This is a genomic window from Kitasatospora sp. NPDC057198 (assembly GCF_042670125.1).
Classification (GTDB): Bacteria; Actinomycetota; Actinomycetes; order Streptomycetales; family Streptomycetaceae; genus Kitasatospora.
Genome location: NZ_JBHUWH010000089.1, coordinates 1 through 21,996, shown reverse-complemented (window position 1 = coordinate 21,996; position 21,996 = coordinate 1). Strand labels below are relative to the sequence as shown.

General features: G+C 71.7%; 21 protein-coding genes and 1 pseudogene. All 22 read right to left on the bottom strand.

Annotated features, from left to right (window positions below; translation table 11 throughout):
• A pseudogene (locus ACFUEL_RS13510) lies at positions 1-1,537 on the bottom strand (ATP-binding protein); the annotation flags it as partial.
• A gap of 128 nt (positions 1,538-1,665) precedes the next feature.
• On the bottom strand, positions 1,666-2,001 hold the full coding sequence (locus ACFUEL_RS13505; RefSeq protein WP_380236324.1) for an STAS domain-containing protein: 336 nt from the start codon (positions 1,999-2,001) through the stop codon (positions 1,666-1,668).
• Between the two features lie 404 nt (positions 2,002-2,405).
• A complete protein-coding gene (locus tag ACFUEL_RS13500) occupies positions 2,406-2,978 on the bottom strand; it encodes a cob(I)yrinic acid a,c-diamide adenosyltransferase (RefSeq protein ID WP_380236323.1) in 573 nt (190 codons plus the stop codon).
• Positions 2,979-3,035: 57 nt separating this feature from the next.
• Complete coding sequence (locus ACFUEL_RS13495) at positions 3,036-3,539, bottom strand: DUF2550 domain-containing protein (protein WP_380236322.1); 504 nt, start codon at positions 3,537-3,539, stop codon at positions 3,036-3,038.
• A gap of 127 nt (positions 3,540-3,666) precedes the next feature.
• Positions 3,667-4,050: a F0F1 ATP synthase subunit epsilon gene (locus ACFUEL_RS13490; RefSeq protein WP_380236321.1), complete on the bottom strand. Its 384-nt coding sequence runs from the start codon at positions 4,048-4,050 to the stop codon at positions 3,667-3,669.
• Between the two features lie 218 nt (positions 4,051-4,268).
• The gene (gene atpD, locus ACFUEL_RS13485) at positions 4,269-5,714 is read right to left on the bottom strand and encodes a F0F1 ATP synthase subunit beta (RefSeq protein ID WP_380236319.1); all 1,446 of its coding nucleotides are present in this window, start codon (positions 5,712-5,714) and stop codon (positions 4,269-4,271) included.
• Between the two features lie 2 nt (positions 5,715-5,716).
• A complete protein-coding gene (locus ACFUEL_RS13480; protein WP_380236318.1) occupies positions 5,717-6,631 on the bottom strand; it encodes a F0F1 ATP synthase subunit gamma in 915 nt (304 codons plus the stop codon).
• 32 nt (positions 6,632-6,663) lie between these two features.
• Positions 6,664-8,238: a F0F1 ATP synthase subunit alpha gene (gene atpA, locus ACFUEL_RS13475; protein ID WP_380236317.1), complete on the bottom strand. Its 1,575-nt coding sequence runs from the start codon at positions 8,236-8,238 to the stop codon at positions 6,664-6,666.
• 154 nt (positions 8,239-8,392) lie between these two features.
• Positions 8,393-9,208 carry a F0F1 ATP synthase subunit delta gene (locus tag ACFUEL_RS13470; RefSeq protein WP_380236316.1) on the bottom strand — a complete coding sequence of 272 codons (816 nt, stop codon included), beginning with the start codon at positions 9,206-9,208 and terminating at the stop codon, positions 8,393-8,395.
• On the bottom strand, positions 9,205-9,762 hold the full coding sequence (locus ACFUEL_RS13465; RefSeq protein ID WP_030457724.1) for a F0F1 ATP synthase subunit B: 558 nt from the start codon (positions 9,760-9,762) through the stop codon (positions 9,205-9,207). The genes ACFUEL_RS13470 and ACFUEL_RS13465 overlap by 4 nt, the downstream gene beginning before the upstream one ends.
• A 41-nt stretch (positions 9,763-9,803) precedes the next feature.
• Entirely contained in the window at positions 9,804-10,034 is a 231-nt protein-coding gene (atpE, locus tag ACFUEL_RS13460) for an ATP synthase F0 subunit C (RefSeq protein WP_285734887.1), read from the bottom strand.
• An 80-nt stretch (positions 10,035-10,114) separates the two neighbouring features.
• Positions 10,115-10,924: a F0F1 ATP synthase subunit A gene (gene atpB, locus ACFUEL_RS13455; protein ID WP_380236315.1), complete on the bottom strand. Its 810-nt coding sequence runs from the start codon at positions 10,922-10,924 to the stop codon at positions 10,115-10,117.
• A gap of 282 nt (positions 10,925-11,206) precedes the next feature.
• Complete coding sequence (locus ACFUEL_RS13450; protein WP_380236314.1) at positions 11,207-11,560, bottom strand: hypothetical protein; 354 nt, start codon at positions 11,558-11,560, stop codon at positions 11,207-11,209.
• 353 nt (positions 11,561-11,913) lie between these two features.
• Positions 11,914-13,248 carry a glycosyltransferase family 4 protein gene (locus tag ACFUEL_RS13445; RefSeq protein ID WP_380236312.1) on the bottom strand — a complete coding sequence of 445 codons (1,335 nt, stop codon included), beginning with the start codon at positions 13,246-13,248 and terminating at the stop codon, positions 11,914-11,916.
• A 163-nt stretch (positions 13,249-13,411) separates the two neighbouring features.
• The gene (gene glyA / locus ACFUEL_RS13440; RefSeq protein ID WP_380236311.1) at positions 13,412-14,674 is read right to left on the bottom strand and encodes a serine hydroxymethyltransferase; all 1,263 of its coding nucleotides are present in this window, start codon (positions 14,672-14,674) and stop codon (positions 13,412-13,414) included.
• Positions 14,675-14,839: 165 nt separating this feature from the next.
• Positions 14,840-15,475 (bottom strand): protein-tyrosine-phosphatase, encoded by a 636-nt coding sequence (locus ACFUEL_RS13435; RefSeq protein ID WP_380236326.1) that lies wholly within the window; start codon positions 15,473-15,475, stop codon positions 14,840-14,842.
• Between the two features lie 35 nt (positions 15,476-15,510).
• Positions 15,511-16,158 (bottom strand): L-threonylcarbamoyladenylate synthase, encoded by a 648-nt coding sequence (locus tag ACFUEL_RS13430; protein WP_380236309.1) that lies wholly within the window; start codon positions 16,156-16,158, stop codon positions 15,511-15,513.
• Positions 16,159-16,207: 49 nt separating this feature from the next.
• Entirely contained in the window at positions 16,208-17,074 is an 867-nt protein-coding gene (gene prmC, locus ACFUEL_RS13425; protein ID WP_380236308.1) for a peptide chain release factor N(5)-glutamine methyltransferase, read from the bottom strand.
• 158 nt (positions 17,075-17,232) lie between these two features.
• Positions 17,233-18,309 carry a peptide chain release factor 1 gene (gene prfA / locus ACFUEL_RS13420; RefSeq protein WP_380236305.1) on the bottom strand — a complete coding sequence of 359 codons (1,077 nt, stop codon included), beginning with the start codon at positions 18,307-18,309 and terminating at the stop codon, positions 17,233-17,235.
• Positions 18,310-18,442: 133 nt separating this feature from the next.
• Positions 18,443-18,667, bottom strand: a complete 225-nt coding sequence (gene rpmE / locus ACFUEL_RS13415; protein ID WP_014138082.1) for a 50S ribosomal protein L31 — start codon at positions 18,665-18,667, stop codon at positions 18,443-18,445.
• Positions 18,668-18,791: 124 nt separating this feature from the next.
• The gene (locus tag ACFUEL_RS13410) at positions 18,792-19,976 is read right to left on the bottom strand and encodes an LCP family protein (protein WP_380236303.1); all 1,185 of its coding nucleotides are present in this window, start codon (positions 19,974-19,976) and stop codon (positions 18,792-18,794) included.
• 144 nt (positions 19,977-20,120) lie between these two features.
• A partial coding sequence (gene rho, locus ACFUEL_RS13405; protein WP_380236301.1) for a transcription termination factor Rho occupies positions 20,121-21,996 on the bottom strand: 1,876 nt, incomplete at its 5' end.

The following is a 21,996-nucleotide window of genomic DNA, read 5'->3' as shown; positions in this document are numbered from 1 at the left end:
GCGCGTACACGCCCAGCTCGTGGTGGAACCAGCCCTGTTCGGCGGTGGCGCCGAGCATCCTGGCGGCCTCCAGTCCGAGTTGCAGGGCGCGTTCCCAGGCGCCCCAGCGCAGCGACAGGGCGAGCGCGGGGGCGGCGGTCCGGGCGAGCCGGAGCACTTCCTCGGGGCGGTCGGCGTCCCGTTCGGCGAGCAGCACGGCGAGGATCACCTCGGCCTCGGCGGCGACCTGACGGGTCGACACCGAGGCGTGCCCGACCCACCAGGCGAGGTGTTCGGCGGCGCCGTGGGCGATCCCGCCGGGGGCGAACGGGGCGGGCAGGCCGTTGCTGTCGTCCTCGACCTCGGGCAGCAGCGCGTCCAGGACGCCTTCGGTGAGGCGGTGGTGGCCGCCGACCGAGACGGCGAGTCCGGCGTCGACGAGTTCCTGCAGGGCGCTCTCGCCGAGTCCGACGTCGATCAGCGCGGGCAGGTGCGGGGCGGTCGGGCACTCGCCGTCGAGGGCGAGGGCGAGCCGCAGCACCAGCCGGGCGGATTCGCTCAGCCCCTGCACCAGGCGGCGGGCGGGCGCGGCGCTCTCCCCGACCGAGGGCAGCGGCACCTGTCGGCGCAGTTCGCGTTCCAACTCGGCCGGGTCCCGGGGCAGTTCGTACTCCTGGACGGTTCCGAACAGGCTGCGGCGCTCCTCCTGGGCGGCGACCAGGGCGTCGACCGTGACGTCGCGCTGGCGCAGCAGGGCGGCGGCCCGGACGAAGCGCAGCGGCAGGCCCTCGGACTCGAACCACAGGTCGACCGCCCAGGCCCGTTCGGCCTCGTCGAGCGGGCGGCCGGCGAGCCGGGCGGCGAGGGTCAGGCAGGCGGGGCGGGACAGGCCGGCGACCAGGTGGTCGCGCAGCCGCGAGCCGGGTACGGGCGGCGGGCTGCCGGGGGCGGCGGCGATCAGGAAGGCGCACTCGGGGGCGAGGGCGAGCAGTTCCTCCAGCTCCTCGCCGCCCGGTTCGACGTCGTCGATCACGACGACCGCGGCGACGCCGGCCAGCAGTTCGGCGAGCTGTTCCCGGTCGGGCCGGAAGTCGGGGGCCTGGTGGGTGACGGAGAAGAGCTCCTGCAGCAGGTCGGGGACGCTCCGGCGGTAGCCGCTGAGCCGCACCACGCCGTCCGGGGCGAGTTCGGCGGCCGCTTCGGCGACGGCGGCGAGCAGTGCGGAGCGGCCCGAGCCGGCCTGGCCGACGAGTTGGACCGAGCGGCCCGCGCGGAGCTGCTCGACCAGGGCCTCGATGTCGGCCTCGCGGTCCAGCAGCCGCAGGTCGGCCGGGCCGGAGCCGAGGGCGAGCGGGCCCACGGCCGGGCTGGGGCCGAGTTCGGGCCGGGCCTGCACCAGGCCGCGGATCCGCCGGGGCTGGGGCATCCACTCGTCCGGGCAGTGCCGGGCCTCCGAGCCCTCGGGCCCGCCGACCACCACCAACCGTTCCCCGCTGACCAGTTCCCCGCTCCGCGGACGGACCCCGTCCCCCCGGAACTCCCCGCTCGGCTGACCCACGTCGCTGCTCCCCGCCACTCGGACACCTGAGCGGAGACTTTCCCACACGGGCGGAGCGGGTCACCACACAGGGGTGGTTCCGGCGCCTAGCCGGTCCGCACACGAAGCGCCGGACTCGGGCCGCCCGGCTAGCCGAGCGCGGGGAGGCCCGTCCCGCAGGGGTCCGGTACGGCACCCTCGACCGCGAGGATCCGGTGCAGCCGGGTGGCGACCAGCAGGCGCTGCAGCTGCACCGGCACGTCCCGCAGGACCAGCCGGCGGCCGACCCGGCCGGCCCGGCGGTGGGTGCCCATGATGACGCCGAGTCCGGTGGCGTCCCAGAACTCCAGGCGTCCGAGGTCGAGGACGAGGTCCCCCTCGCCGCCGTCGACGGCGGCGTGCAGCAGCGCCCTGGCGTCGGCGGCGCTGCGCACGTCGAGCCGCCCTTCGATGGCCAGTTCGGCGTGGTCGCCGGTGATGCGCATGCTGTCCTCCTCCTCGGCCGTCCGCCGTACGTCCGCTCCACGGCGCCGCTCGCACCTCGGGGAACGTCCGCGCCCCGCGGGGCCGTGTCCGCGCACCGGCCCCTTCCTGAATCTGACGGCGAACCAGTTCCGCAGGTTGCTGTCACCCGCCGGACTGTCCCTCAACTTCACCCGTCCGAGGGAATATACGCAGGATCACCTCACACCTACGCTCGATTACCGCCCAAATCACCCGTCTGCGGGGCGGACCGTGAGCAAACTCACCCGGCCGCCCAGAACGCCCCGCACCGGGCGGTGCGGACCGCCCGCGGGAGCGGCGGCGCTCTCGCCGGACTCTAGTGGGAGCGCGCCCGCCGTGGTGCGGTCCGGCGGTGTGATCTGTGCCGGAGGGGGTGTGATCTGCGTCAGCGGTTCTCGCCGGGCACCCACAGCACGTCGCCGCGCTCCTTGTTGGCGGTGCGGGCCAGGATGAACAGCAGGTCGGACAGCCGGTTGAGGTACTTGGCGGTCAGCGGGTTGACGCTCTCCCCGTGCGCCTCGATCGCCGCCCAGGTCGCCCGCTCGGCCCGCCGCACCACCGTGCACGCCAGGTGCAGGTACGCCGCGCCGGGCGTCCCGCCGGGCAGGATGAAGCTGCGCAGCTTCTCCAGCTCCGCCAGGAACCGGTCGCAGTCGGCCTCCAGCCGGTCCACGTACGACTGCTCGACCCGCAGCGGCGGGTACTTCGGGTCCTCGACGATCGGGGTGGCCAGGTCCGCGCCGACGTCGAACAGGTCGTTCTGGATCCGGGTCAGCACCGCGGCCAGCTCGTCGTCCAACTGCCCGGCGGCCAGTGCCACGCCGAGCGCCGCGTTGGCCTCGTTGGTGTCCGCGTACGCGATCAGCCGGGGGTCGGTCTTCGTGGTCCGGCTCATGTCGCCGAGCGCGGTCGTGCCGTCGTCCCCGGTCCGGGTGTAGATGCGCGTCAGGTTCACCATGCCCGCAGCCTAGCGGGCACGCCGAGCGGTGTTAACGACAGCTCACTGAGCCGAACATCACGCGACGTTGACCCTCTGTCCGGGGGGCGCCGCCTCCAGCCAGGCCAGGAAGCCGGTCAGCGCGTCGTCGCTCATCGCCAGCTCCAGCGGGGCGCCCCTGTGCAGGCAGCGCAGCACCACCGAGCCGGACAGCAGGGCGAGTTCCTCCTGGCCCTGCGGGTAGCGGCGGCCCAGCACCTCGATCTCGGTGCGCGGCAGCACCCGGCGCGGCCGGGGCGCGTAGGAGAAGACCCGGAACCACTCGATCGAGTCGCCGCTGTAGCGGCCGATACCAAAAACCCACCCCTTGCCGTCGGTCTGCGGGACCGGGGCGGAGGTGGGTCGGCCGTTCTCGTCGAGATCCGGCTGCGTGGAGGCGTCGGCCGGCATTTTGAGGCGGTAGGAGCAGTCGAAGGTGCCGCCCACCCGCTGGATGAGGCGGCGGCGCACCGCGAAGCCGACCAGCCCGGCGATGCCGAGGACCACCACCACCACCGCGCACAGCACAAGGGCGAGGACCATGCTCACCTACCTCCTCGCTGCCTTCGTCCCCGTGGCGGTCGACGCACGACCGCCCGTTCCTACCAACTGATGCGACGGTCCCGGGGTCACGCTCCAGGCGTCCCCGGGACCGTCGTCGAGATCAGGCTCAGTGGCTCGCCTTGAGCCCGCCGGCGGCGAGCAGGCGGACCTCGGCGCGGCGCTCGGCGTGCGAGTCCGTGTCGGCGCGGGCGTTCTCCAGGGCGCGCTCGGCGCGGGCGACGTCGATCTCGTCGGCCAGCTCGGCGATCTCGGCGAGGATCGACAGCTTGTTGTCGGCGAACGAGATGAAACCGCCGTGCACCGCGGCGACGACCGTCCCCTGGTCGGTGGTGCGGATGGTGACCGGACCGGTCTCCAGCACGCTCAGCACCGGGGTGTGGCCCGGCATGATGCCGGTGTCACCGGAGGCCGTACGGGCGACAACGATGGTGGCCGCACCGGACCACACCTTGCGGTCGGCTGCGACCAGCTCGACGTGCAGCTCAGCCAACGTGGGCTCCTTGGCTCTTGCCGGTCCTCGGGCACCCGGGCGAACGGGCGGCGATCTCGGCAGTTTCGGTAAGAATAACGGTCACGCGGCCCCGGGACGAAACCAAGACCGCGTAAATGACCGGGATCACAGCAGATCCAGCGGTGAGGGGTGGCCCCCGACGGAGAGCCGGGGACCACCCCTCAACGGTTCGGTCTGCCGTGCAACCGGCCTGGCGGTTACTTCTTCAGCAGCTCGGCGGCGTTGCGCTCGAGGTCGTCGATGCCACCGCACATGAAGAAGGCCTGCTCCGGGACGTGGTCGTACTTGCCGTCCGCGATCGCGTTGAACGCCTCGATGGTCTCCGACAGCGGAACGGTCGAGCCGTCGACGCCGGTGAACTGCTTCGCCACGTAGGTGTTCTGCGAGAGGAAGCGCTCGATGCGGCGGGCCCGCTGCACCGTGACCTTGTCCTCCTCGGACAGCTCGTCGATGCCGAGGATCGCGATGATGTCCTGGAGGTCCTTGTACTTCTGCAGGATCCCCTTGATGCGCACCGCGGTGTCGTAGTGCAGCGTGGTGATGTACCGCGGGTCGAGGATGCGGGACGTGGAGTCCAGCGGGTCGACGGCCGGGTAGATGCCCTTCTCCGAGATCGGGCGCGACAGAACGGTGGTCGCGTCCAGGTGGGCGAAGGTGGTGGCCGGCGCCGGGTCGGTCAGGTCGTCCGCGGGGACGTAGATCGCCTGCATCGAGGTGATCGAGTGACCGCGGGTCGAGGTGATGCGCTCCTGCAGGAGGCCCATCTCGTCGGCCAGGTTCGGCTGGTAGCCCACCGCGGAGGGCATGCGGCCGAGCAGGGTCGACACCTCGGAACCGGCCTGGGTGAACCGGAAGATGTTGTCGATGAAGAGGAGCACGTCCTGCTTCTCGACGTCGCGGAAGTACTCCGCCATGGTCAGCGCGGAGAGCGCGACGCGCAGACGGGTGCCCGGGGGCTCGTCCATCTGGCCGAAGACCAGCGCGGTCTTGTCCAGGACGCCCGAGTCGACCATCTCGTCGATGAGGTCGTTGCCCTCACGGGTGCGCTCGCCGACACCGGCGAACACCGACACACCACCGAAGTTCTCGGCGACGCGGTAGATCATCTCCTGGATCAGAACGGTCTTGCCGACACCGGCACCACCGAACAGACCGATCTTGCCGCCCTGCACGTACGGGGTGAGCAGGTCGATGACCTTGATGCCGGTCTCGAACATCTCGGTCTTCGACTCGAGCTCGGAGAAGTTCGGGGCCTTGCGGTGGATCGGCCACTTGACCTGCACCTGGGACTCGAACTCGGCCTTGTCGACGTTCAGCACCTCGCCGAGGGCGTTGAACACCTTGCCCTTGGTGATCTGGCCGACCGGGACGGAGATCGCCGCACCGGTGTCGGTGACCTGCGAACCGCGGACCAGGCCGTCGGTCGGCTGCATCGAGATGCCGCGGACCAGGCCGTCGCCGAGGTGCTGGGCGACCTCGAGGGTCAGGGTCTTCTTGCCCGAGCCGTCGGGGTTGTCCACCTCGACGTGCAGGGCGTTGAACATGTCCGGAATGGCGTCGACGGGGAACTCCACGTCGACGACCGGGCCGATGACCCGCGCGACGCGGCCCGTCGCCGTGGTCGGCTCAACAGTGGTGGTCATACTCATTCGCTCCCCGCGCTAGCGTCGGCCAGCGCGTTCGCGCCGCCCACGATCTCGCTGATTTCCTGGGTGATCTCGGCCTGACGGGCCGAGTTGGCAAGCCGCGTCAGCGACTTGATGAGCTCGCCGGCGTTGTCCGTCGCGCTCTTCATGGCGCGGCGGCGGGCGGCGTGCTCGGAGGCAGCCGACTGCAGCAGCGCGTTGTAGATCCGGCTCTCGACGTACCGCGGCAGCAGCGCGTCCAGGACGCCCTCCGCCGACGGTTCGAAGTCGTACAGCGGGAAGATCTGGTTCTTGGCCGGCGCCCCGTCGCTCAGCTCGACCTCGTCGAGCTTCAGCGGCAGCAGGCGGGCGTCCACGGCGTTCTGCGTCAGCATCGACACGAACTCGGTCGACACCAGGTGCAGCTCGTCCACGCCGCCGCTCTCCGCGGTGAAGGCCGCGATCAGGTCCGCCGCGACCGTCTTGGCGTCCCCGTAGGTCGGCTTGTCGGAGAAGCCGGTCCAGGAGTTCGCCACCGCCAGGTTGCGGAAGCCGTAGTAGCCCACGCCCTTGCGGCCGACGATGTACGTGACCACTTCCTTGCCCTCTTCGCGGAGGCGGGCGGCGAGCGCCAGCGACTGCTTGATGGCGTTGGTCGAGTAGCCGCCCGCCAGGCCGCGGTCCGCCGTGATCAGCAGGACGGCGGCGCGCGAGGCGTTCGGGTTCTCGGTGGTCAGCGGGTGCTTCGCGGTGGACCGGGTGGCCACCGCGGTCACCGCGCGGGTGAGCTCGTCGGCGTACGGAGTGGAGGCGGCCACCGCGCGCTGCGCCTTGACGATGCGCGACGCGGAGATCATCTCCATCGCCTTGGTGATCTTCTTCGTCGCGGTGACGGAGCGGATGCGGCGCTTGTAGACCCGAAGCTGTGCTCCCATGGGTCGTTACGTCCTTTCCCTCGCTACCGGACTCAGGCCTGCTCGGAGAGCAGCTTGCCGTCAGCCGTGGTGAAGCCCTGCTTGAAGGACGTGATCGCGGCGGTCAGCGCGTCGATCGTGCCCTGCTCCAGCAGGCCGGTCTCGACGATGCCGGCCAGGATGCCCTTGTGCTCCAGGCGGACGTTGTCCAGGAACTCGCGCTCGAAGCGGCGGATGTCCGCCACCGGGACGTCGTCCAGCTGGCCGGTGGTGCCGGCCCAGATGGAGACGACCTGCTCCTCGACCGGGAACGGCTGGTACTGGCCCTGCTTGAGCAGCTCGACCATGCGGGCACCGCGCTCCAGCTGGGCCTTCGAGGCCGCGTCCAGGTCGGAACCGAAGGCGGCGAACGCCTCCAGCTCGCGGTACTGGGCGAGGTCGAGGCGCAGGCGGCCGGCGACCGAGCGCATGGCCTTGATCTGGGCGGAGCCACCGACGCGGGAGACCGAGATGCCGACGTTCACGGCCGGGCGGATGCCGGCGTTGAACAGGTCGGACTCCAGGAAGCACTGGCCGTCGGTGATCGAGATGACGTTGGTCGGGATGTACGCCGAGACGTCGTTGGCCTTGGTCTCGATGATCGGCAGACCGGTCATCGAGCCGCCGCCGAGGGCGTCGTTCAGCTTGGCGCAGCGCTCCAGCAGGCGGGAGTGCAGGTAGAAGACGTCACCCGGGTACGCCTCGCGGCCCGGCGGGCGGCGCAGCAGCAGGGAGACGGAACGGTACGCCTCGGCCTGCTTCGACAGGTCGTCGAAGACGATGAGGACGTGCTTGCCGTCGTACATCCACTCCTGGCCGATGGCCGAACCGGTGTACGGGGCGAGGTACTTGAAGCCGGCCGGGTCGGAGGCGGGAGCGGCCACGATGGTGGTGTACTCCAGCGCGCCGGCCTCCTCCAGGGCGCCGCGGACGGACGCGATGGTGGAGCCCTTCTGGCCCACGGCGACGTAGATGCAGCGGACCTGCTTCTCCGGGTCGCCCGAGCGCCAGTTGTCGCGCTGGTTGATGATCGTGTCGACGGCGACGGCGGTCTTGCCGGTCTGGCGGTCACCGATGATCAGCTGGCGCTGGCCGCGGCCGATCGGGGTCATCGCGTCGATGGCCTTGATGCCGGTCTGCAGCGGCTGCTTGACCGACTTGCGGGCCATGACGCCGGGGGCCTGCAGCTCCAGGGCGCGGCGGCCGGTGGCCGTGATCTCGCCCAGGCCGTCGATCGGGTTGCCCAGCGGGTCCACGACGCGGCCGAGGTAGCCGTCGCCGACCGGGACGGAGAGGACCTCGCCGGTGCGCTGCACCGTCTGGCCCTCTTCGATGCCCGAGAACTCACCGAGGACGACGACACCGATCTCGCGGGTGTCGAGGTTCAGCGCGAGGCCGAGGGTGCCGTCCTCGAACTTCAGCAGCTCGTTGGCCATGACCGAGGGCAGACCCTCGACCTTGGCGATACCGTCCATGGCCTCGGTGACCGTGCCGACCTCTTCACGCGAGGCCGCGTCCGGCTGGTACGACTGGACAAAGTCGGCCAGCGCGTCCCGGATCTCCTCCGGACGGATCGTAAGCTCCGCCATCAGGCTTCCCTGCTCTCCTAGTTTGCGATCCTCGGCCCGCCATTGAGGGCCGCAAGTGCTCGACTCTCGGCCGGGTCGGGTGAACCGGCCGTACGTTTTGCCGGCCCACCTGGTGTGGACCGACGCCCGACCGAGGGTCGGATAGTGCTGGTGCTCAGCCTTCGAGGCCCTGGCGCGCGCCCTCGAGGCGGCTCGCGACGGTGCCGTCGATGATCTCGTCGCCGATCTGGACCCGGACACCGCCCTGGACCGTCGGGTCCACGTCGATGTTCAGGTGGACCTGCCGGCCGTACAGGCCGGCCAGGGCGGCGGCGAGGCGCTGCTTCTGGACGTCCGACAGCGGGATCGCGCTGGTGACCAGGGCCACCACGCGGCCCCGCCGGGAGGCGGCGAGCTTGGAGTAGGACTCCAGGCCACCTTCCAGGCTACGGCCACGCGGGTTGGTGACCAGGCTGGTGACCAGGCGGACGGTGCCCGCGTTGGCGCGGCCGCCGAGGAGCTTGCGGACCAACCCCGCCTTGGCTGCGGCGTCGGCCTTCGGCTCGGTCAGCGCGGCGCGCAGCTCGTGCGAACCCGCCACCACCCGGCCGAAGCGGAACAGCTCGTCCTCGACGTCGTCCAGCGCACCCGCCTTGTCGGCGGCGATGACCTCGGCGTACGCGGCGAGTTCCTCGACCGCGTCGACCAGGTCGCGCGGGCCCGACCAGCGCGAGCGGACCAGGCCGGAGACCAGGTCGACGCTCTCGCCGGAGACCTGGCCGTTCAGCAGCGAGGCGACCAGCCGGGCCTTGTCCTGACCGGACCGCGCGGGGTCGGTCAGGACGCGGCGCAGCGAGACCTCGCGGTCCAGCAGCGCGGTGACGGCGGCGAGTTCCTCGGCGAGCTTGGCCGCGTCCACCGAGGTGTTGTCGGTCAGGCTCTCCAGGTTCTCGCGGCCGGCGGCGAGTGCCTCACGGCTCGCGCCGATCACTTGGACGCACCCTGGGCAGCAGCGGCCTTGGACTCGAGCTCGTCCAGGAAGCGGTCGATGACACCGCTCTGGCGGGCGTGGTCCTCCAGCGACTCGCCGACGATGCGGGAGGCCAGCTGGGAGGCCAGCGAGCCGACGTCCTGGCGAAGGACCGCGGTCGCCTGCTTCTTGTCGGCCTCGATCTGGGCGTGGCCGGCGGCGACGATGGCCTCGCGCTGGCGCTGGCCCTCCTCGCGCATCTCGTTGATCAGGACAGCGCCCTGCTCACGGGCGTGCTCGGTGATCCGAGCGGCCTCGTGGCGCGCCTCGGCGAGCTCGGCGCGGTACTGCTCCAGCAGGGCCTGGGCCTCGGCCTGAGCGGTCTCCGCGCGCTTCATGCCGCCTTCGATGGCGTCGCGGCGCTCCCCCAGCACCTTCTCGATGCTGGGGAGGAGCTTCTTGCCGAGGATGCCGAAGACGATGAAGAAGCAGAGCAGGCCGATGATGACCTCGGGCCACGCGGGGAGAAGAGGGTTCATCTTCTCTTCTGCCGCGAGGAGAACCTCGGGGGCCATATCAGAACCTTTCGTCGGAAGTGACTACCGGTGCGCCTGGCTCACTGGCCGTAGACGAACGGCATGACGATGCCGATCAGGGCGAGGGCCTCGGTCAGCGCGAAGCCGATGAACATGTTCGAGCGGATCAGGCCGGCAGCCTCGGGCTGACGGGCCATCGCCTGCACGCCGTTACCGAAGATCAGACCGACGCCGATGCCGGGGCCGATCGCGGCGAGGCCGTAGCCGATGGAAGCGACGGAACCGTGGACACCTTCAGCGAGAGCGGACATCTCAGCTAATCCTTTGCGGGGATGGGTTACCGGTGGGTGTTGGCCACCGGGAGTTCAGGGCGCGGCCGGGGCCGCGGGGCTCAGTGCGCCTCTTCCAGGGCACCGGCGATGTAGCTGCTGGCGAGCATCACGAAGATGTACGCCTGCAGGAACTGCACCAGCAGCTCGAAGGCGGTCAGACCGGCGGCCACCACGAAGGACACCGAGCCGTACAGGGCGCCGATGGTGGGGCTGAGCAGGTACCACGAGGCCACCGAGAAGACGACGATCAGCAGGTGACCGGCGAACATGTTGGCGAAGGCTCGGACCGCGAGGGTGAAGGGGCGCACGAAGATGTTCGAGAAGAACTCGATCGGCACCAGGATGACCATGACCCAGCCCGGGATGCCCGACGGCCAGCAGAGGTTCTTCATGCCGCCGACGAAACCGTGCTTCTTGAAGGTCAGCCCCATGTAGGTGACCCACACGATCGCCGCCAGTCCGACCGGGTACGCGATCCGCGACATCACCGGGAACTGGGCGAACGGGATGATGGACATGATGTTCATGATCCACACGAAGAAGAACATCGAGACCAGCATCGGGACGTACTTCTCGCCCTTTTTGCCGATGGTCTCCAGCACGATGCTCCGCTTGACGAAGTCGTACCCGATCTCGCCGACCAGCTGGAACTTGCCGGGAAGCAGCTTCGGCTTCGCGAACGCCGCCCAGAAGAACCCGACCACCAGCAGCGCGCAGATGATCGCCAGCAGCATCGGCTTGGTGAACTCGACGCCGGCGACCGTGAAGATCGGCTTGAACTGGAACTCGCCGAGACCGGGGGCCGGGAAGCCGCAGCCGGAGAAAAGGTGGCAACTGGCCTCGGAGGCGAGCTGGACGTCAGCACCCACCACAGACTCCTTCGTTCTGACGCATGGTTACGGCAACCTCGGTGTGTCGGCGTGACCGGGGGCCACGGTGCGGCACTGGAACTTGTCGGATTTCTCGCTGACCCGGCGCGGCGCATATCCCCACCGCGGGATCTTCGAAAGCTTCGTGGAGCCGGGGGGCGATCCGTCCGATTCTCGGAGGGACCTGGCCGCTTCCCGTACTCCGCCGTTGGGACGGACGATAGCAGTCCGTCAGGAGGGCATAAACACCGCCCCCCTCGCGAGGGGGACGGTATGCCCCGCTCACGGTTGACGCCCAGATTTCGGCTTGCCGTCGGGTTCCACGTAGAAGGTCTTGGCCTTGAGCCAGCCGCGGACCTGGAAGCCCATCCAGATGATCACGAGGGCGAGCAGCGAGAAGCCGAAGACCCTGTGGTCGAAGAAGGTGAGGTGCTTGGCCACCGCGAGCAGGACGCCGATCACCAGGATCTGCGTGGTGTAGACCAGCATCGCGCTGGCCATGAGCATCTGCGGGTTGTTCCGGCCGAGCCGGGCGAGCGCGAGCTGGCCGGCACCGAAGAAGGCGATCACGACCACCGTCGCGAGCAGGGCGCCGAGCAGACCCTTCCCTCCGGCGACGACGAAGGAGATCGCCATGGCGACCACTCCGGCGACCGCAGTGGGAATTGCGGCGCCACGGAGGATCCGGGCGTCGTGGGACGGCATGTCGGCAACTCCGGCGGCATGTCGGAAACGGGGGACGGAGACACGGGGGTGCGAGGACCTCGCCGCGGGCAGCCGGTTGAAGGGCGGGCCCGTCGAGGGAGACCGACCGGGGACGGAAGTCCTCCACCTGTCAGGTCTTTCGGCGTGTTCTCGGTACTCGTGAACGGTATCACAAACTATTTGATGAGAGCTTTACCATGAACGTGTGGTACCTGTCACACGATGGGCCCACAAGTGCCTCCGAACGGGTGCCGCCGAACGGACCAGCCGGAGTTGACCTCCCGTCAGGAGTGCTGGTCGCCGCGCTGCCCGACCGCCGTCGCCCCGGTGCCCATCCGCCCCAGCAGGGCCTTGTCCTCGGCCGACAGCTCGGCCATCGCGGGCACCTCGTCCGCGCTCCGCTCGGCCGCGTCCGCGTCCGCGTTCCGCTCGTCCGCGGCGCCGGCCGCTTCGTCGTCCCGGTAGCGGGGCGGCACGAAGGGCTGGACGGCCTTGGGCGCGCGCGGCTTGAAGCGCGGCATCAGCAGCACCGCGAGGCCGACCAGGCACAGGCCCGCCATCGACAGGATCACCGCGCGGCCGGTGTTGGTGACCGACACCGCGACGGTGCCGAAGGCGATCAGCGCGGCCCAGAAGTACATGATCAGCACGGCCCGGCTGTGCGAGTGCCCGACCTCCAGCAGCCGGTGGTGCAGGTGCTGCTTGTCCGCCGCGAACGGCGACTTGCCCGCCCAGGTGCGGCGCACCACGGCCAGCAGCAGGTCGGCCAGCGGCAGCGCGATCACCGTCAGCGGCAGGATCAGCGGGATGTAGATCGGCACCAGGGCGTGCACCGCGGTGGTCTTCGAGCCGACCTGCTCGACGATCAGGTCGGGGTCGACCCGGCCGGTGATGGAGATCGCCGCGACGGCCAGCATCAGGCCGAGCATCATCGAGCCGGAGTCGCCCATGAAGATCCGCGCCGGGTGCAGGTTGTGCGGCAGGAAGCCCAGGCACATGCCGATCAGCACGGCGGTGAACAGCGCGGCGGGCGCGGCGTCGTTGATCCCGTAGCCGAGCCAGAGCCGGTACGAGTACAGGAAGAAGGCCATCGCGGCGATGCAGACCATGCCGGCCGCCAGGCCGTCCAGGCCGTCGATGAAGTTCACCGCGTTGACCATGACGACGACCAGCACGACCGAGATCAGCATGCCCTGGGTCGGGGTGACCGGGACGGAGCCGTAGCCGGGCACCGGGATGGCGATGACCGTGATGCCCTGCCAGACCATCACGCCGGCGGCGATCATCTGCCCGCCGAGCTTCACCAGCGCGTCCACGCCCCACTTGTCGTCCAGGACGCCCAGCACGAACATGATCCCGGCCCCGGAGAGCAGCGCCTTGATGTCCGCGCTCTGCACGAACATCCGCCCCAGGCCGGAGAGTTGGGAGGCCGCCAGCAGGCCGGCCAGCAGGCCGCCGAACATCGCGATGCCGCCGAGCCGCGGGGTGGGCTCGCGGTGCACGTCGCGCGCCCGGACGGCGGGCATCGCGCCCGCCGCGATCGCGAACTTGCGCACCGGACTGACCAGCAGGTAGGTCACCGCCGCCGAGACGAACATGACCAGCAGATACTCACGCACCACCGGCCTCCACGGTCGCGCTCGGACGGATGAGTACGCAGGGTACTCCCGTGCTGGTTCGGGGTTCGAGGTGCGTCGCCACGGAGCACACCTTATTGACTCCGACGCCGGGCGCCCGCATCGCGGTTCTCCCGAACGGGCACCGGGGCGGGTGCCCGCCCCCTCAGCGGCGCCCGGCGAACGCCCCGGCCAGCTCCCGGACCCGGGCCCGCACCGGTTCCACCGGCTCCCCGGCGAGCACCCGGCCGAGCAGGGCGCCGACCTCGGCGAGCTCCTGCTCCCCCATCCCCTGGGCCGCGCAGGCCCCGGTGCCCAGCCGGATCCCGGAGGTCTCGGTGGGCGGCGCCTGGTCGTACGGAAGGGCGCACCGGCCCAGCATCAGCCCGGCGGCGGCGCAGCGGCGTTCGGCCTCCACGCCGCTCAGCCCGAGCGGGGCGACCGAGGCGGTCACCAGGTGGGTGTCGGTGCCGCCGGTGAGCGGCTCGGCCCCGGCCGCGGCCAGCGCGGCGGCCAGCGCCCGCGCCCCGGAGACCGCCCGGCGGACGTAGCCGGTGTGGGCGGGGGTGGCGGCCTGGGCCAGCGCGACCGCCTTGGCGGCCACCTCGTTCATCGCCGCCCCGCCCTGGCTGAACGGGAAGACCGCCCGGTCGATCCGGTCGGCCAGTTCGGCGGTGCACAGCAGCAGGCCGCCGCGCGGGCCGCGCAGCATCTTGTGGGTGGCGGCCACCGTGACGTCCGCGTGCGGCACCGGGGAGGGCGCGGCGCCGGCCGCGACCAGCCCGGCGGTCTGCCCGGCCGCGGCGATCAGGTAGGCGTCCACCTCGTCGGCGATCTCCCGGAAGGCGGCCCAGTCGATGTGCCGCGGGTAGGAGATGCCGCCCGCCACGATCGCCTTCGGGCGGTGCTCGCGGGCCAGTTCGCGGACCCGGTCGAGGTCGATCCGGCCGTCGTCGGGGCGCACCCCGTAGCCGTGGAAGCGGAACCAGCGGCCGGAGAAGTTGGCCCGCGAGCCGGCGCTCAGGTGGCCGCCGTGCTCCAGCGACATCGCGAGCACCGCGTCGCCCGGCCGCAGCAGCGCCGCGTAGGCCGCCAGCATCGCCGAAGTCCCGGACCTGGGTTGGACGTTGGCGTGCGGGGCGGCGAACAGTTCGCGGGCCCGGTCGATCGCCAGCAGCTCCACGGTGTCGGCGGGCGCGCAGCCGGTGTGGTGCCGGTGGCCGGGGTAGCCCTCGGCGTACTTGTCGGCCAGCGGGCCGGCCAGCGCGGCCAGCACGGCGGGGGTGGCCAGGTTCTCCCCGGCGAGCAGTTGCAGGCTCCCGGCCCGGCGTTCGGCCTCGGCGGTGAGCAGGTCGGCGATCAGCGGGTCGGCCGTGCGCAGGGCCTCGGCGGCCTCCCGGGGGACGGATGGGGCGTCGGCGACCGTCATGGTGCGGCTCCAGGCTGCGGGGCGGGCAGGTTTTTCCAGCCTAGGTCGGCCTCCGCCGCCCGGCCCGCCCGCACACGCGGGCTTGCGCCTTTCCGGTTGCCACCACCGCCTGCGCACGCAGTCTTCACAAATCCCCCACGGAAACTTTAGTGGAGGGCGCTCAACTCAGCGGGCCACACCGGTCAGTGCGGTCACCACCGGGTCCAGCGCGTCGAATATCTCCTCGCCGCAGTTGCGGAACATCCCGATCGGGGCCCCGTACGGGTCCCTCAGCTCGTCGAACTCGGGCACGGAGGCCAGCAGCCAGCCCCGCAGGGCGGCGGCCGAGCGGACCAGCGCGCGGGCGCGTTCGGTCAGCCGCGCGCCGTCCCTGGGGTCCGGCAGGGTGCGCGGGTCGACCCTTTGCACCAGACGGGTGAACTCCTTGATGGTGAAGGTGCGCAGACCCGCCGAGTGCCCCATCGAGATGACCTGGGCCCGGTGGTCCAGGGTCGCGGTCAGCACCAGGTCGGCGTCGATCACGTGCTCGTCCAGCAGCTCCCGGCCCGCGAAGCCGGCGCTGTCCGCGCCGTACTCGCCGAGCACCGTCGCCGCGTGCGCCTCCATCGGGGCCCCCTCGTGGCCCCACGTCCCGGCGCTCTCCACCACGATCCGGCGGCCGGTGCGCACGCCCAGCCGGGAGTCCAGCTCAAGCCGGGTCAGCCGCTCGGCGATCGGGGAGCGGCAGATGTTGCCGGTGCAGACGAACAGGATCCGGAAGGTGTCCAGCGGGAGCGGCCCCGGCTCCGTGAAGGGGCTCAGGGCGCTCCCCGCTCCGTACGACGGGGCGGCGGCGGTCAACTGCCGGCCTCCACGTCCGGAACGACCTCCCTCAGCTGCTCGACGCTGATCGCGCCCGCCCGCAGCACCACCGGCACCTTGCCGGTGACGTCGACGATGGTGGAGGGCGTGCCGTAGTCGGCCGTCCCGCCGTCCAGGTAGATCGACACCGCGTCGCCGAGCTGCGCCTGGGCCTCGTCGCAGGTGGACGGGGACGGGCCGCCGGTCTTGTTGCCGGAGGAGACCGCGAGCGGGCCGGTGGCGTTCAGCAGCTCCAGCACGACCGGGTGCAGCGGCATCCGGACCGCGACGGTGCCCCGGGTCTCGCCCAGGTCCCAGCGCAGCGACGGCTGGTGGCGGGCCACCAGGGTCAGGCCGCCCGGCCAGAACGCGTCCACCAGCTCCCACGCCTGCTCGGAGAAGTCGGTGACCAGCCCGTGCAGCGTGGTCGGCGAGCCGACCAGCACCGGCGAGGGCATGTTCCGGCCCCGGCCCTTGGCCGCCAGCAGCGCGCCGACCGCGTCCGGCGAGAAGGCGTCCGCCGCGATCCCGTACACGGTGTCGGTCGGCACCACCACCAGTTCCCCCCGGCGGATCGCCGTGGCGGCCTCACGCAGCCCGCTCGCGCGGTCCTGGGCCTCGGAGCAGTCGTATCGGCGGCTCATCGGAACAATCCCCTTCCGGTGGTGTCAGTGGTGCGTACAGCAGGCAGTACTAGAGCGAAGCGCGACGCGCTGTTGTGAAGCGAGGCCGGTTGTTGAGGTCCCGGTGGTCGGCCGCGTCCGTCCAGCCGCCCTCCTCGCGGAAGATCCACGGGACCTGCCCGCCCTGGGTGTCCGCGTGCTCGATCACCACCGCGCCGCCGGGCCGCAGCAGCCGGGCGGCGACCCGCTCGATGCCGCGGATGGTGTCCAGCCCGTCCTCGCCGGAGAACAGCGACATCTGCGGGTCGTGGTCGCGGGCCTCGGGGGCGACGTACTCCCACTCGGTGAGCGGGATGTACGGCGGGTTGCTGATCACCAGGTCGAACCGGCCGTCCCAGCCGCGGTCGTCGGCGAAGGCCGTGGTGGCGTCGCCCTGGTGCAGGTGGACCCGGGCCCGGTCGGGGCTGGCCTCGACGTTGCGGCGGGTGTAGGCGAGGGCGCCCTCGTCGAGTTCGAAGGCGTGCACGGTGGAGCGGGGCAGCTCCTGGGCCAGGGCGAGCGCGATCGCCCCGGAGCCGGTGCACAGGTCGACCACCAGCGGCTCGGCCACGTCCATCGCGCGGACGGCGTCTATCGCCCACTCGACCACCGACTCGGTCTCCGGCCGGGGGACGAACACCCCGGGGCCGACCGCCAGTTCGAGGTAGCGGAAGAACGCCCGCCCGGTGATGTGCTGCAGCGGCTCGCGCTGCTCGCGGCGGGAGACCGCCTCCCAGTAGCGGGCGTCGAAGTCGCCGTCCGGCACGGTGTGCAGCTGGCTGCGCTTCACCCCGTGGACGTGGGCCGCCAGCTCCTCCGCGTCGAAGCGCGGCGAGGGCACGCCGGCCGCGGCCAGGCGCTGGGTGGCCTGGGCCACCTCGGCGAGCAGCAGGTTCATCCCTCGGTCCCTCTGGGTCTGTCTGACGGCCCCGCCGGACGGCGGGAGCGGTGGGGGGTGCGGGCGTCGGCGGTGCGGCGCGGGCATCGGCGGTGCGGCGCGGCCCACGCCGGAGCATAGGTGACCGGCACCGGCCGGGGCGAGGCGCCCGCCCCGGCTCAGTTCTCCTGGGCGGCGGCCAGCTTGGCCGCGGCGTCGGCGTCCACGCAGGACTGGATGACCGCGTTCAGCTCGCCGTCCAGCACCTGGTCCAGGTTGTACGACTTGAAGCCGGTGCGGTGGTCGGAGATCCGGTTCTCCGGGAAGTTGTACGTCCGGATCCGCTCGGAGCGGTCCACCGTGCGCACCTGGCTGCGGCGGGCGTCGGACGCCTCCCGCTCGGCCTCCTCCTGCGCGGCGGCCAGCAGCCGCGAGCGCAGGATGCGCATCGCCTGCTCCTTGTTCTGGAGCTGGCTCTTCTCGTTCTGGCAGGACGCCACGATGCCGGTCGGCAGGTGGGTGATCCGGACCGCGGAGTCGGTGGTGTTGACCGACTGGCCGCCCGGACCGGAGGAGCGGTAGACGTCGATCCGCAGGTCGTTGGCGTGGATCTCCACCTCGACCTCCTCGGCCTCCGGGGTGACCAGCACGCCCGCGGCGGAGGTGTGGATCCGGCCCTGCGACTCGGTCGCGGGCACCCGCTGCACCCGGTGCACGCCGCCCTCGTACTTCAGCCGGGCCCAGACGCCCTGTCCGGGCTCGGTGGCGCCGCGCGTCTTCACGGCCACCGAGACGTCCTTGTAGCCGCCCAGGTCGGACTCGTTGGCGTCGATGATCTCGGTCTTCCAGCCGAGCCGCTCCGCGTAGCGCAGGTACATCCGCAGCAGGTCGCCGGCGAACAGCGCGGACTCCTCGCCGCCCTCGCCCGCCTTGACCTCCAGGATGACGTCCTTGTCGTCGTTGGGGTCGCGCGGCACCAGCAGCAGCCGCAGCTCCTCGGTCAGCTCCTCCTGCCGGGCCTCGGACGCCTTCGCCTCGGCGATGAAGTCGGGGTCCTCGGCGGCGAGTTCGCGCGCGGCGGCGATGTCCTCGCCGGCCTGCCGCCAGGCCAGGTACGTCCGGGTGATCGGGGTCAGCTCGGCGTAGCGCTTGGCCAGCTTGCGGGCGTTCGCCTGGTCGGCGTGCACCGACGGGTCGGCCAGCCTCTTCTCGAGGTCGGCGTGCTCGACGAGGAGCTCTTCGACTGCCTCGAACATCGGTCTGTCCTACTTCCGTGAGTGTGCCGGGGAGGGGCGTGGGGGCGTGCGGAGGGACGGGACGCGAACGGCGCCGGCCCGGACGCCTCCGTGCACGAGCACGGGGACGTCCGAGACCGGCGCCGTGGAAGCGCTAGGCCTTGCCGCCGGAGAGCTTCTTGCCGAAGCGCGCCTCGAAGCGGGCCACGCGGCCACCGGTGTCGAGGATCTTCTGCTTGCCCGTGTAGAACGGGTGGCAGTTCGAGCAGACCTCGGCGCGGATCTCGCCGCTGGTCTCGGTCGAACGAGTGGTGAACTCGTTGCCACAGGTGCAGGTCACCTTGGTGAGCACGTAGTCCGGGTGAACGTTGGACTTCAAGGGATTCTCCTAGCTGATCGGGAGGGCACCGGGTCGGCGGGCTGGACAGCCGCTCGTGAACCGGGACCGACGGACCAGTGTGCCAGCACTGCCCGCATCTTCCCAAACCGGGAGGCGGACCCGGCTATTCCGCTCCCCCGTCCACCGCGGTCGCCCGCGCGCTCCCGGTGGGGGTGCCGGTGGGAGTGCCGGCAGGAGTGCCGGTGGGGGTCCGGGAGGGGGTGCCGGACCAGGTGCCGGTCGCGGCGTCGGACGGGGAGGTCTGCGCCGGGTTGGTCGGCTGGTCCTGGAGCACCGACTGCGGCACCGACCGGTCGCCGCGCAGCGCCGTCCACAGCTGCTGGGCGTCCGGCGCCTTGGGGACCACCCGGTTGGGGTCGCTGACCGCGTACACCACCGGGAGGGTGACCATGGTGAGCTGGTCGGGGCCGATCTTCTTGACGGTCTGCGCCATGCCGACCAGCGCGCTCACCGAGGCCAGGTCGGAGTCGGTGGTCAGCGCGCTGGTCAGCTTGTCGCCGAGCTTCCACATCGCCACCGGGTCGGAGGCCAGGCCGAGCGAGCCGACCTGCCCGAGCATCGCCCTGACCATCTCCTTCTGCAGCTCGATCCGGCCCAGGTCGCTGCCGTCGCCGATGCCGTGCCTGGTGCGGACGAAGGCCAGCGCCCGGTCCCCGCCGAGGTGGTGGGTGCCGGCGTCCAGGTGCAGCCCGCTGTCCTTGTCGTCGATCGGCACCGTGGTGGTGACGTCCACCCCGCCGATCGCGTCGATCAGCCCGGCGAAGCCCGCGAAGTCCACCTCGACGAAGTGGTCCATCCGCATCCCGGTGAGCTGCTCGGCGGTCTTCACCGCGCAGGCCGGGCCGCCGACCTCGTACGCGGAGTTGAACATCGCGCTGCGGGCGGCGGCGACCTGCTTGCCGTCGGCGTCCGTGCAGGCCGGGCGCGGCACCAGGGTGTCGCGCGGTATGGAGACCACCGAGGCGGCGGTGTGCGCCTGGTTGACGTGCACCACCATCGCGGTGTCCGAGCGGGCGCTGTCGCCGGTGTCGCCGCCGGCCAGGCCGCCGTTGGCGCCGGAGCGCGAGTCGGAGCCCAGCACCAGCACGTTGAACGCCCCGCCGGTGGAGGCGGGCGGCCGGGCGGTGCCCAGCTGGCCGGAGATGTCGACGCCGCGGATGTTCCCGTTCAGCTTCCAGTAGGCGGCGCCGCCCAGCCCGGCACCGACCAGGACGAGTCCGGCCAGCACGAACAGCGCGACCCGCGGGCCGCGGCGGCGCGCGGTGCGGTGCTTGGTGTCCTCGGCCATATCGCCTCTTCTCGCCCTGAACGCGACCTTTCGAGCATAAGCGACACGCCCGGACGGCGACCGCTCTCCGGTGCGGGGCGGGAAAGCGGGAGACCCCGCACCGCCTCGCGGCGGTACGGGGTCTCCGGTCGGACGCTACCGGGGTCAGTCGCCCGAACCCGGGGTGTTCTTGGCGATCTGCATCAGGAACTCGGCGTTCGACTTGGTCTGCTTCATCTTGTCCAGCAGCAGTTCGATCGCCTGCTGCGAGTCCAGCGCGTGCAGGACCCGGCGGAGCTTCCAGGTGATGGCCAGCTCCTCGTGGCCGAGCAGGATCTCCTCCTTGCGGGTGCCGGAGGCGTCCACGTCGACGGAGGGGAAGATGCGCTTGTCGGAGAGCTTCCGGTCGAGCTTGAGCTCCATGTTGCCGGTGCCCTTGAACTCCTCGAAGATCACCTCGTCCATCCGGGAGCCGGTGTCGACCAGCGCGGTGGCGAGGATGGTCAGCGAGCCGCCGTTCTCGATGTTGCGCGCGGCGCCGAAGAACTTCTTCGGCGGGTACAGCGCGGTCGAGTCGACACCACCGGACAGGATGCGGCCGGAGGCGGGCGCGGCCAGGTTGTAGGCGCGGCCCAGGCGGGTGATGGAGTCCAGCAGGATCACCACGTCGTGGCCCAGCTCCACCAGGCGCTTGGCGCGCTCGATGGCGAGCTCGGCGACGGTGGTGTGGTCCTCGGCCGGGCGGTCGAAGGTCGAGGAGATGACCTCGCCCTTCACCGACCGCTGCATGTCGGTGACCTCTTCCGGACGCTCGTCCACCAGGACGACCATCAGGTGGCACTCGGGGTTGTTGTGGGTGATCGCGTTGGCGATCGCCTGCATGATCATGGTCTTGCCGGTCTTCGGCGGGGCCACGATCAGACCGCGCTGGCCCTTGCCGATCGGCGACACCAGGTCGATGATCCGGGTGGTCAGCACGCCCGGGTCGGTCTCCAGGCGCAGCCGCTCCTGCGGGTACAGCGGGGTCAGCTTGCCGAACTCGGGGCGGCCGCGGCCGCTGTCCGGGTCCATGCCGTTGACGGAGTCCAGCCGCACCATGGCGTTGAACTTCTCGCGGCGCTCGCCGTCCTTGGGCTGGCGGACCGCGCCGGTGATGGCGTCGCCCTTGCGCAGGCCGTGCTTGCGGACCTGGGCCAGCGAGACGTAGACGTCGTTCTGGCCGGGCAGGTAGCCCGAGGTCCGGACGAAGGCGTAGTTGTCGAGGATGTCCAGGATGCCCGCGACCGGGATCAGGACGTCGTCGTCGCTCAGCGGGACCTCGGGGCCGCCGGTGCCCTCGAAGCCCTCGCGGCGGCGGCCCCGGCGGTCGCGGTAGCGGCCGCGGCGGCCGCGCCGGCCGTCGCCGAACTCGTCGTCGTCGTAACCGCCCTGCTGCTGGTGGGCGTTGCCGCCGCCCTGCTGCTGGGCGCCGCCCTGCTGCTGGTTCTGCTGGCGGCCCTGGCCGCCGTCCTGCTGCTGGCCGCCGCCCTGCTGGCGGTCGGTGCGGTCGCGCTCGCGGCGGTTGCGGCGGTCCCGGCGGGACTCGCGCACCTCGCCGTCGCCCTCGGCCGCGGGGGCCTCCGTGCGCTCGGTGCGCTCGGTGCGCTCGCGGCGGCCCTGGCGCTCGCGGCGCTCGGTGCGGGCCTCGCCCTCGGCGGCGGCCGGGCGCTGGGCCTCGGCGGGGGCCTGCTCGGTGACGGTGGCGGTGCCGGCCTCGGCGGTCGGGGCGCCGGCCGCGGCGGTGGCCCGGCGGCGCGGGCGCTCGGCGCGGGCGGCGGCGGCCGCGGTCTCGGCGGCGGCCTGCACCGGGATCTCGATCTGCGCCTGCGGCTGCGGCTCGGTGGCCGCAGCGGTGCGGGCCCGGCGGGCCGCCCGCGGCGGGGCCGCGGACTCGCCCGGCTCCTCGGCCGGAGCGGCCTCGGCGGCGGGCGCGGCGGCCTTGGCGGCGCCCCGGCACGGCACCCACCCTGGCGGTTCGCGGCGGCGGTGGCAAACGCGTTCC

Excerpts from the sequence above, each read along its gene's own strand:
- ACFUEL_RS13505 (WP_380236324.1), bottom strand. The coding sequence starts at position 2,001 with ATGCGCATCACCGGCGACCACGCCGAACTGGCCATCGAAGGGCGGCTC.
- ACFUEL_RS13500 (WP_380236323.1), bottom strand. The coding sequence starts at position 2,978 with ATGGTGAACCTGACGCGCATCTACACCCGGACCGGGGACGACGGCACG.
- ACFUEL_RS13495 (WP_380236322.1), bottom strand. The coding sequence starts at position 3,539 with ATGGTCCTCGCCCTTGTGCTGTGCGCGGTGGTGGTGGTGGTCCTCGGC.
- atpD (WP_380236319.1), bottom strand. The coding sequence starts at position 5,714 with ATGACCACCACTGTTGAGCCGACCACGGCGACGGGCCGCGTCGCGCGG.
- ACFUEL_RS13480 (WP_380236318.1), bottom strand. The coding sequence starts at position 6,631 with ATGGGAGCACAGCTTCGGGTCTACAAGCGCCGCATCCGCTCCGTCACC.
- atpA (WP_380236317.1), bottom strand. The coding sequence starts at position 8,238 with ATGGCGGAGCTTACGATCCGTCCGGAGGAGATCCGGGACGCGCTGGCC.
- ACFUEL_RS13465 (WP_030457724.1), bottom strand. The coding sequence starts at position 9,762 with ATGGCCCCCGAGGTTCTCCTCGCGGCAGAAGAGAAGATGAACCCTCTT.
- atpE (WP_285734887.1), bottom strand. The coding sequence starts at position 10,034 with ATGTCCGCTCTCGCTGAAGGTGTCCACGGTTCCGTCGCTTCCATCGGC.
- ACFUEL_RS13450 (WP_380236314.1), bottom strand. The coding sequence starts at position 11,560 with ATGGCGATCTCCTTCGTCGTCGCCGGAGGGAAGGGTCTGCTCGGCGCC.
- glyA (WP_380236311.1), bottom strand. The coding sequence starts at position 14,674 with ATGACGGTCGCCGACGCCCCATCCGTCCCCCGGGAGGCCGCCGAGGCC.
- ACFUEL_RS13430 (WP_380236309.1), bottom strand. The coding sequence starts at position 16,158 with ATGAGCCGCCGATACGACTGCTCCGAGGCCCAGGACCGCGCGAGCGGG.
- prmC (WP_380236308.1), bottom strand. The coding sequence starts at position 17,074 with ATGAACCTGCTGCTCGCCGAGGTGGCCCAGGCCACCCAGCGCCTGGCC.
- prfA (WP_380236305.1), bottom strand. The coding sequence starts at position 18,309 with ATGTTCGAGGCAGTCGAAGAGCTCCTCGTCGAGCACGCCGACCTCGAG.
- ACFUEL_RS13410 (WP_380236303.1), bottom strand. The coding sequence starts at position 19,976 with ATGGCCGAGGACACCAAGCACCGCACCGCGCGCCGCCGCGGCCCGCGG.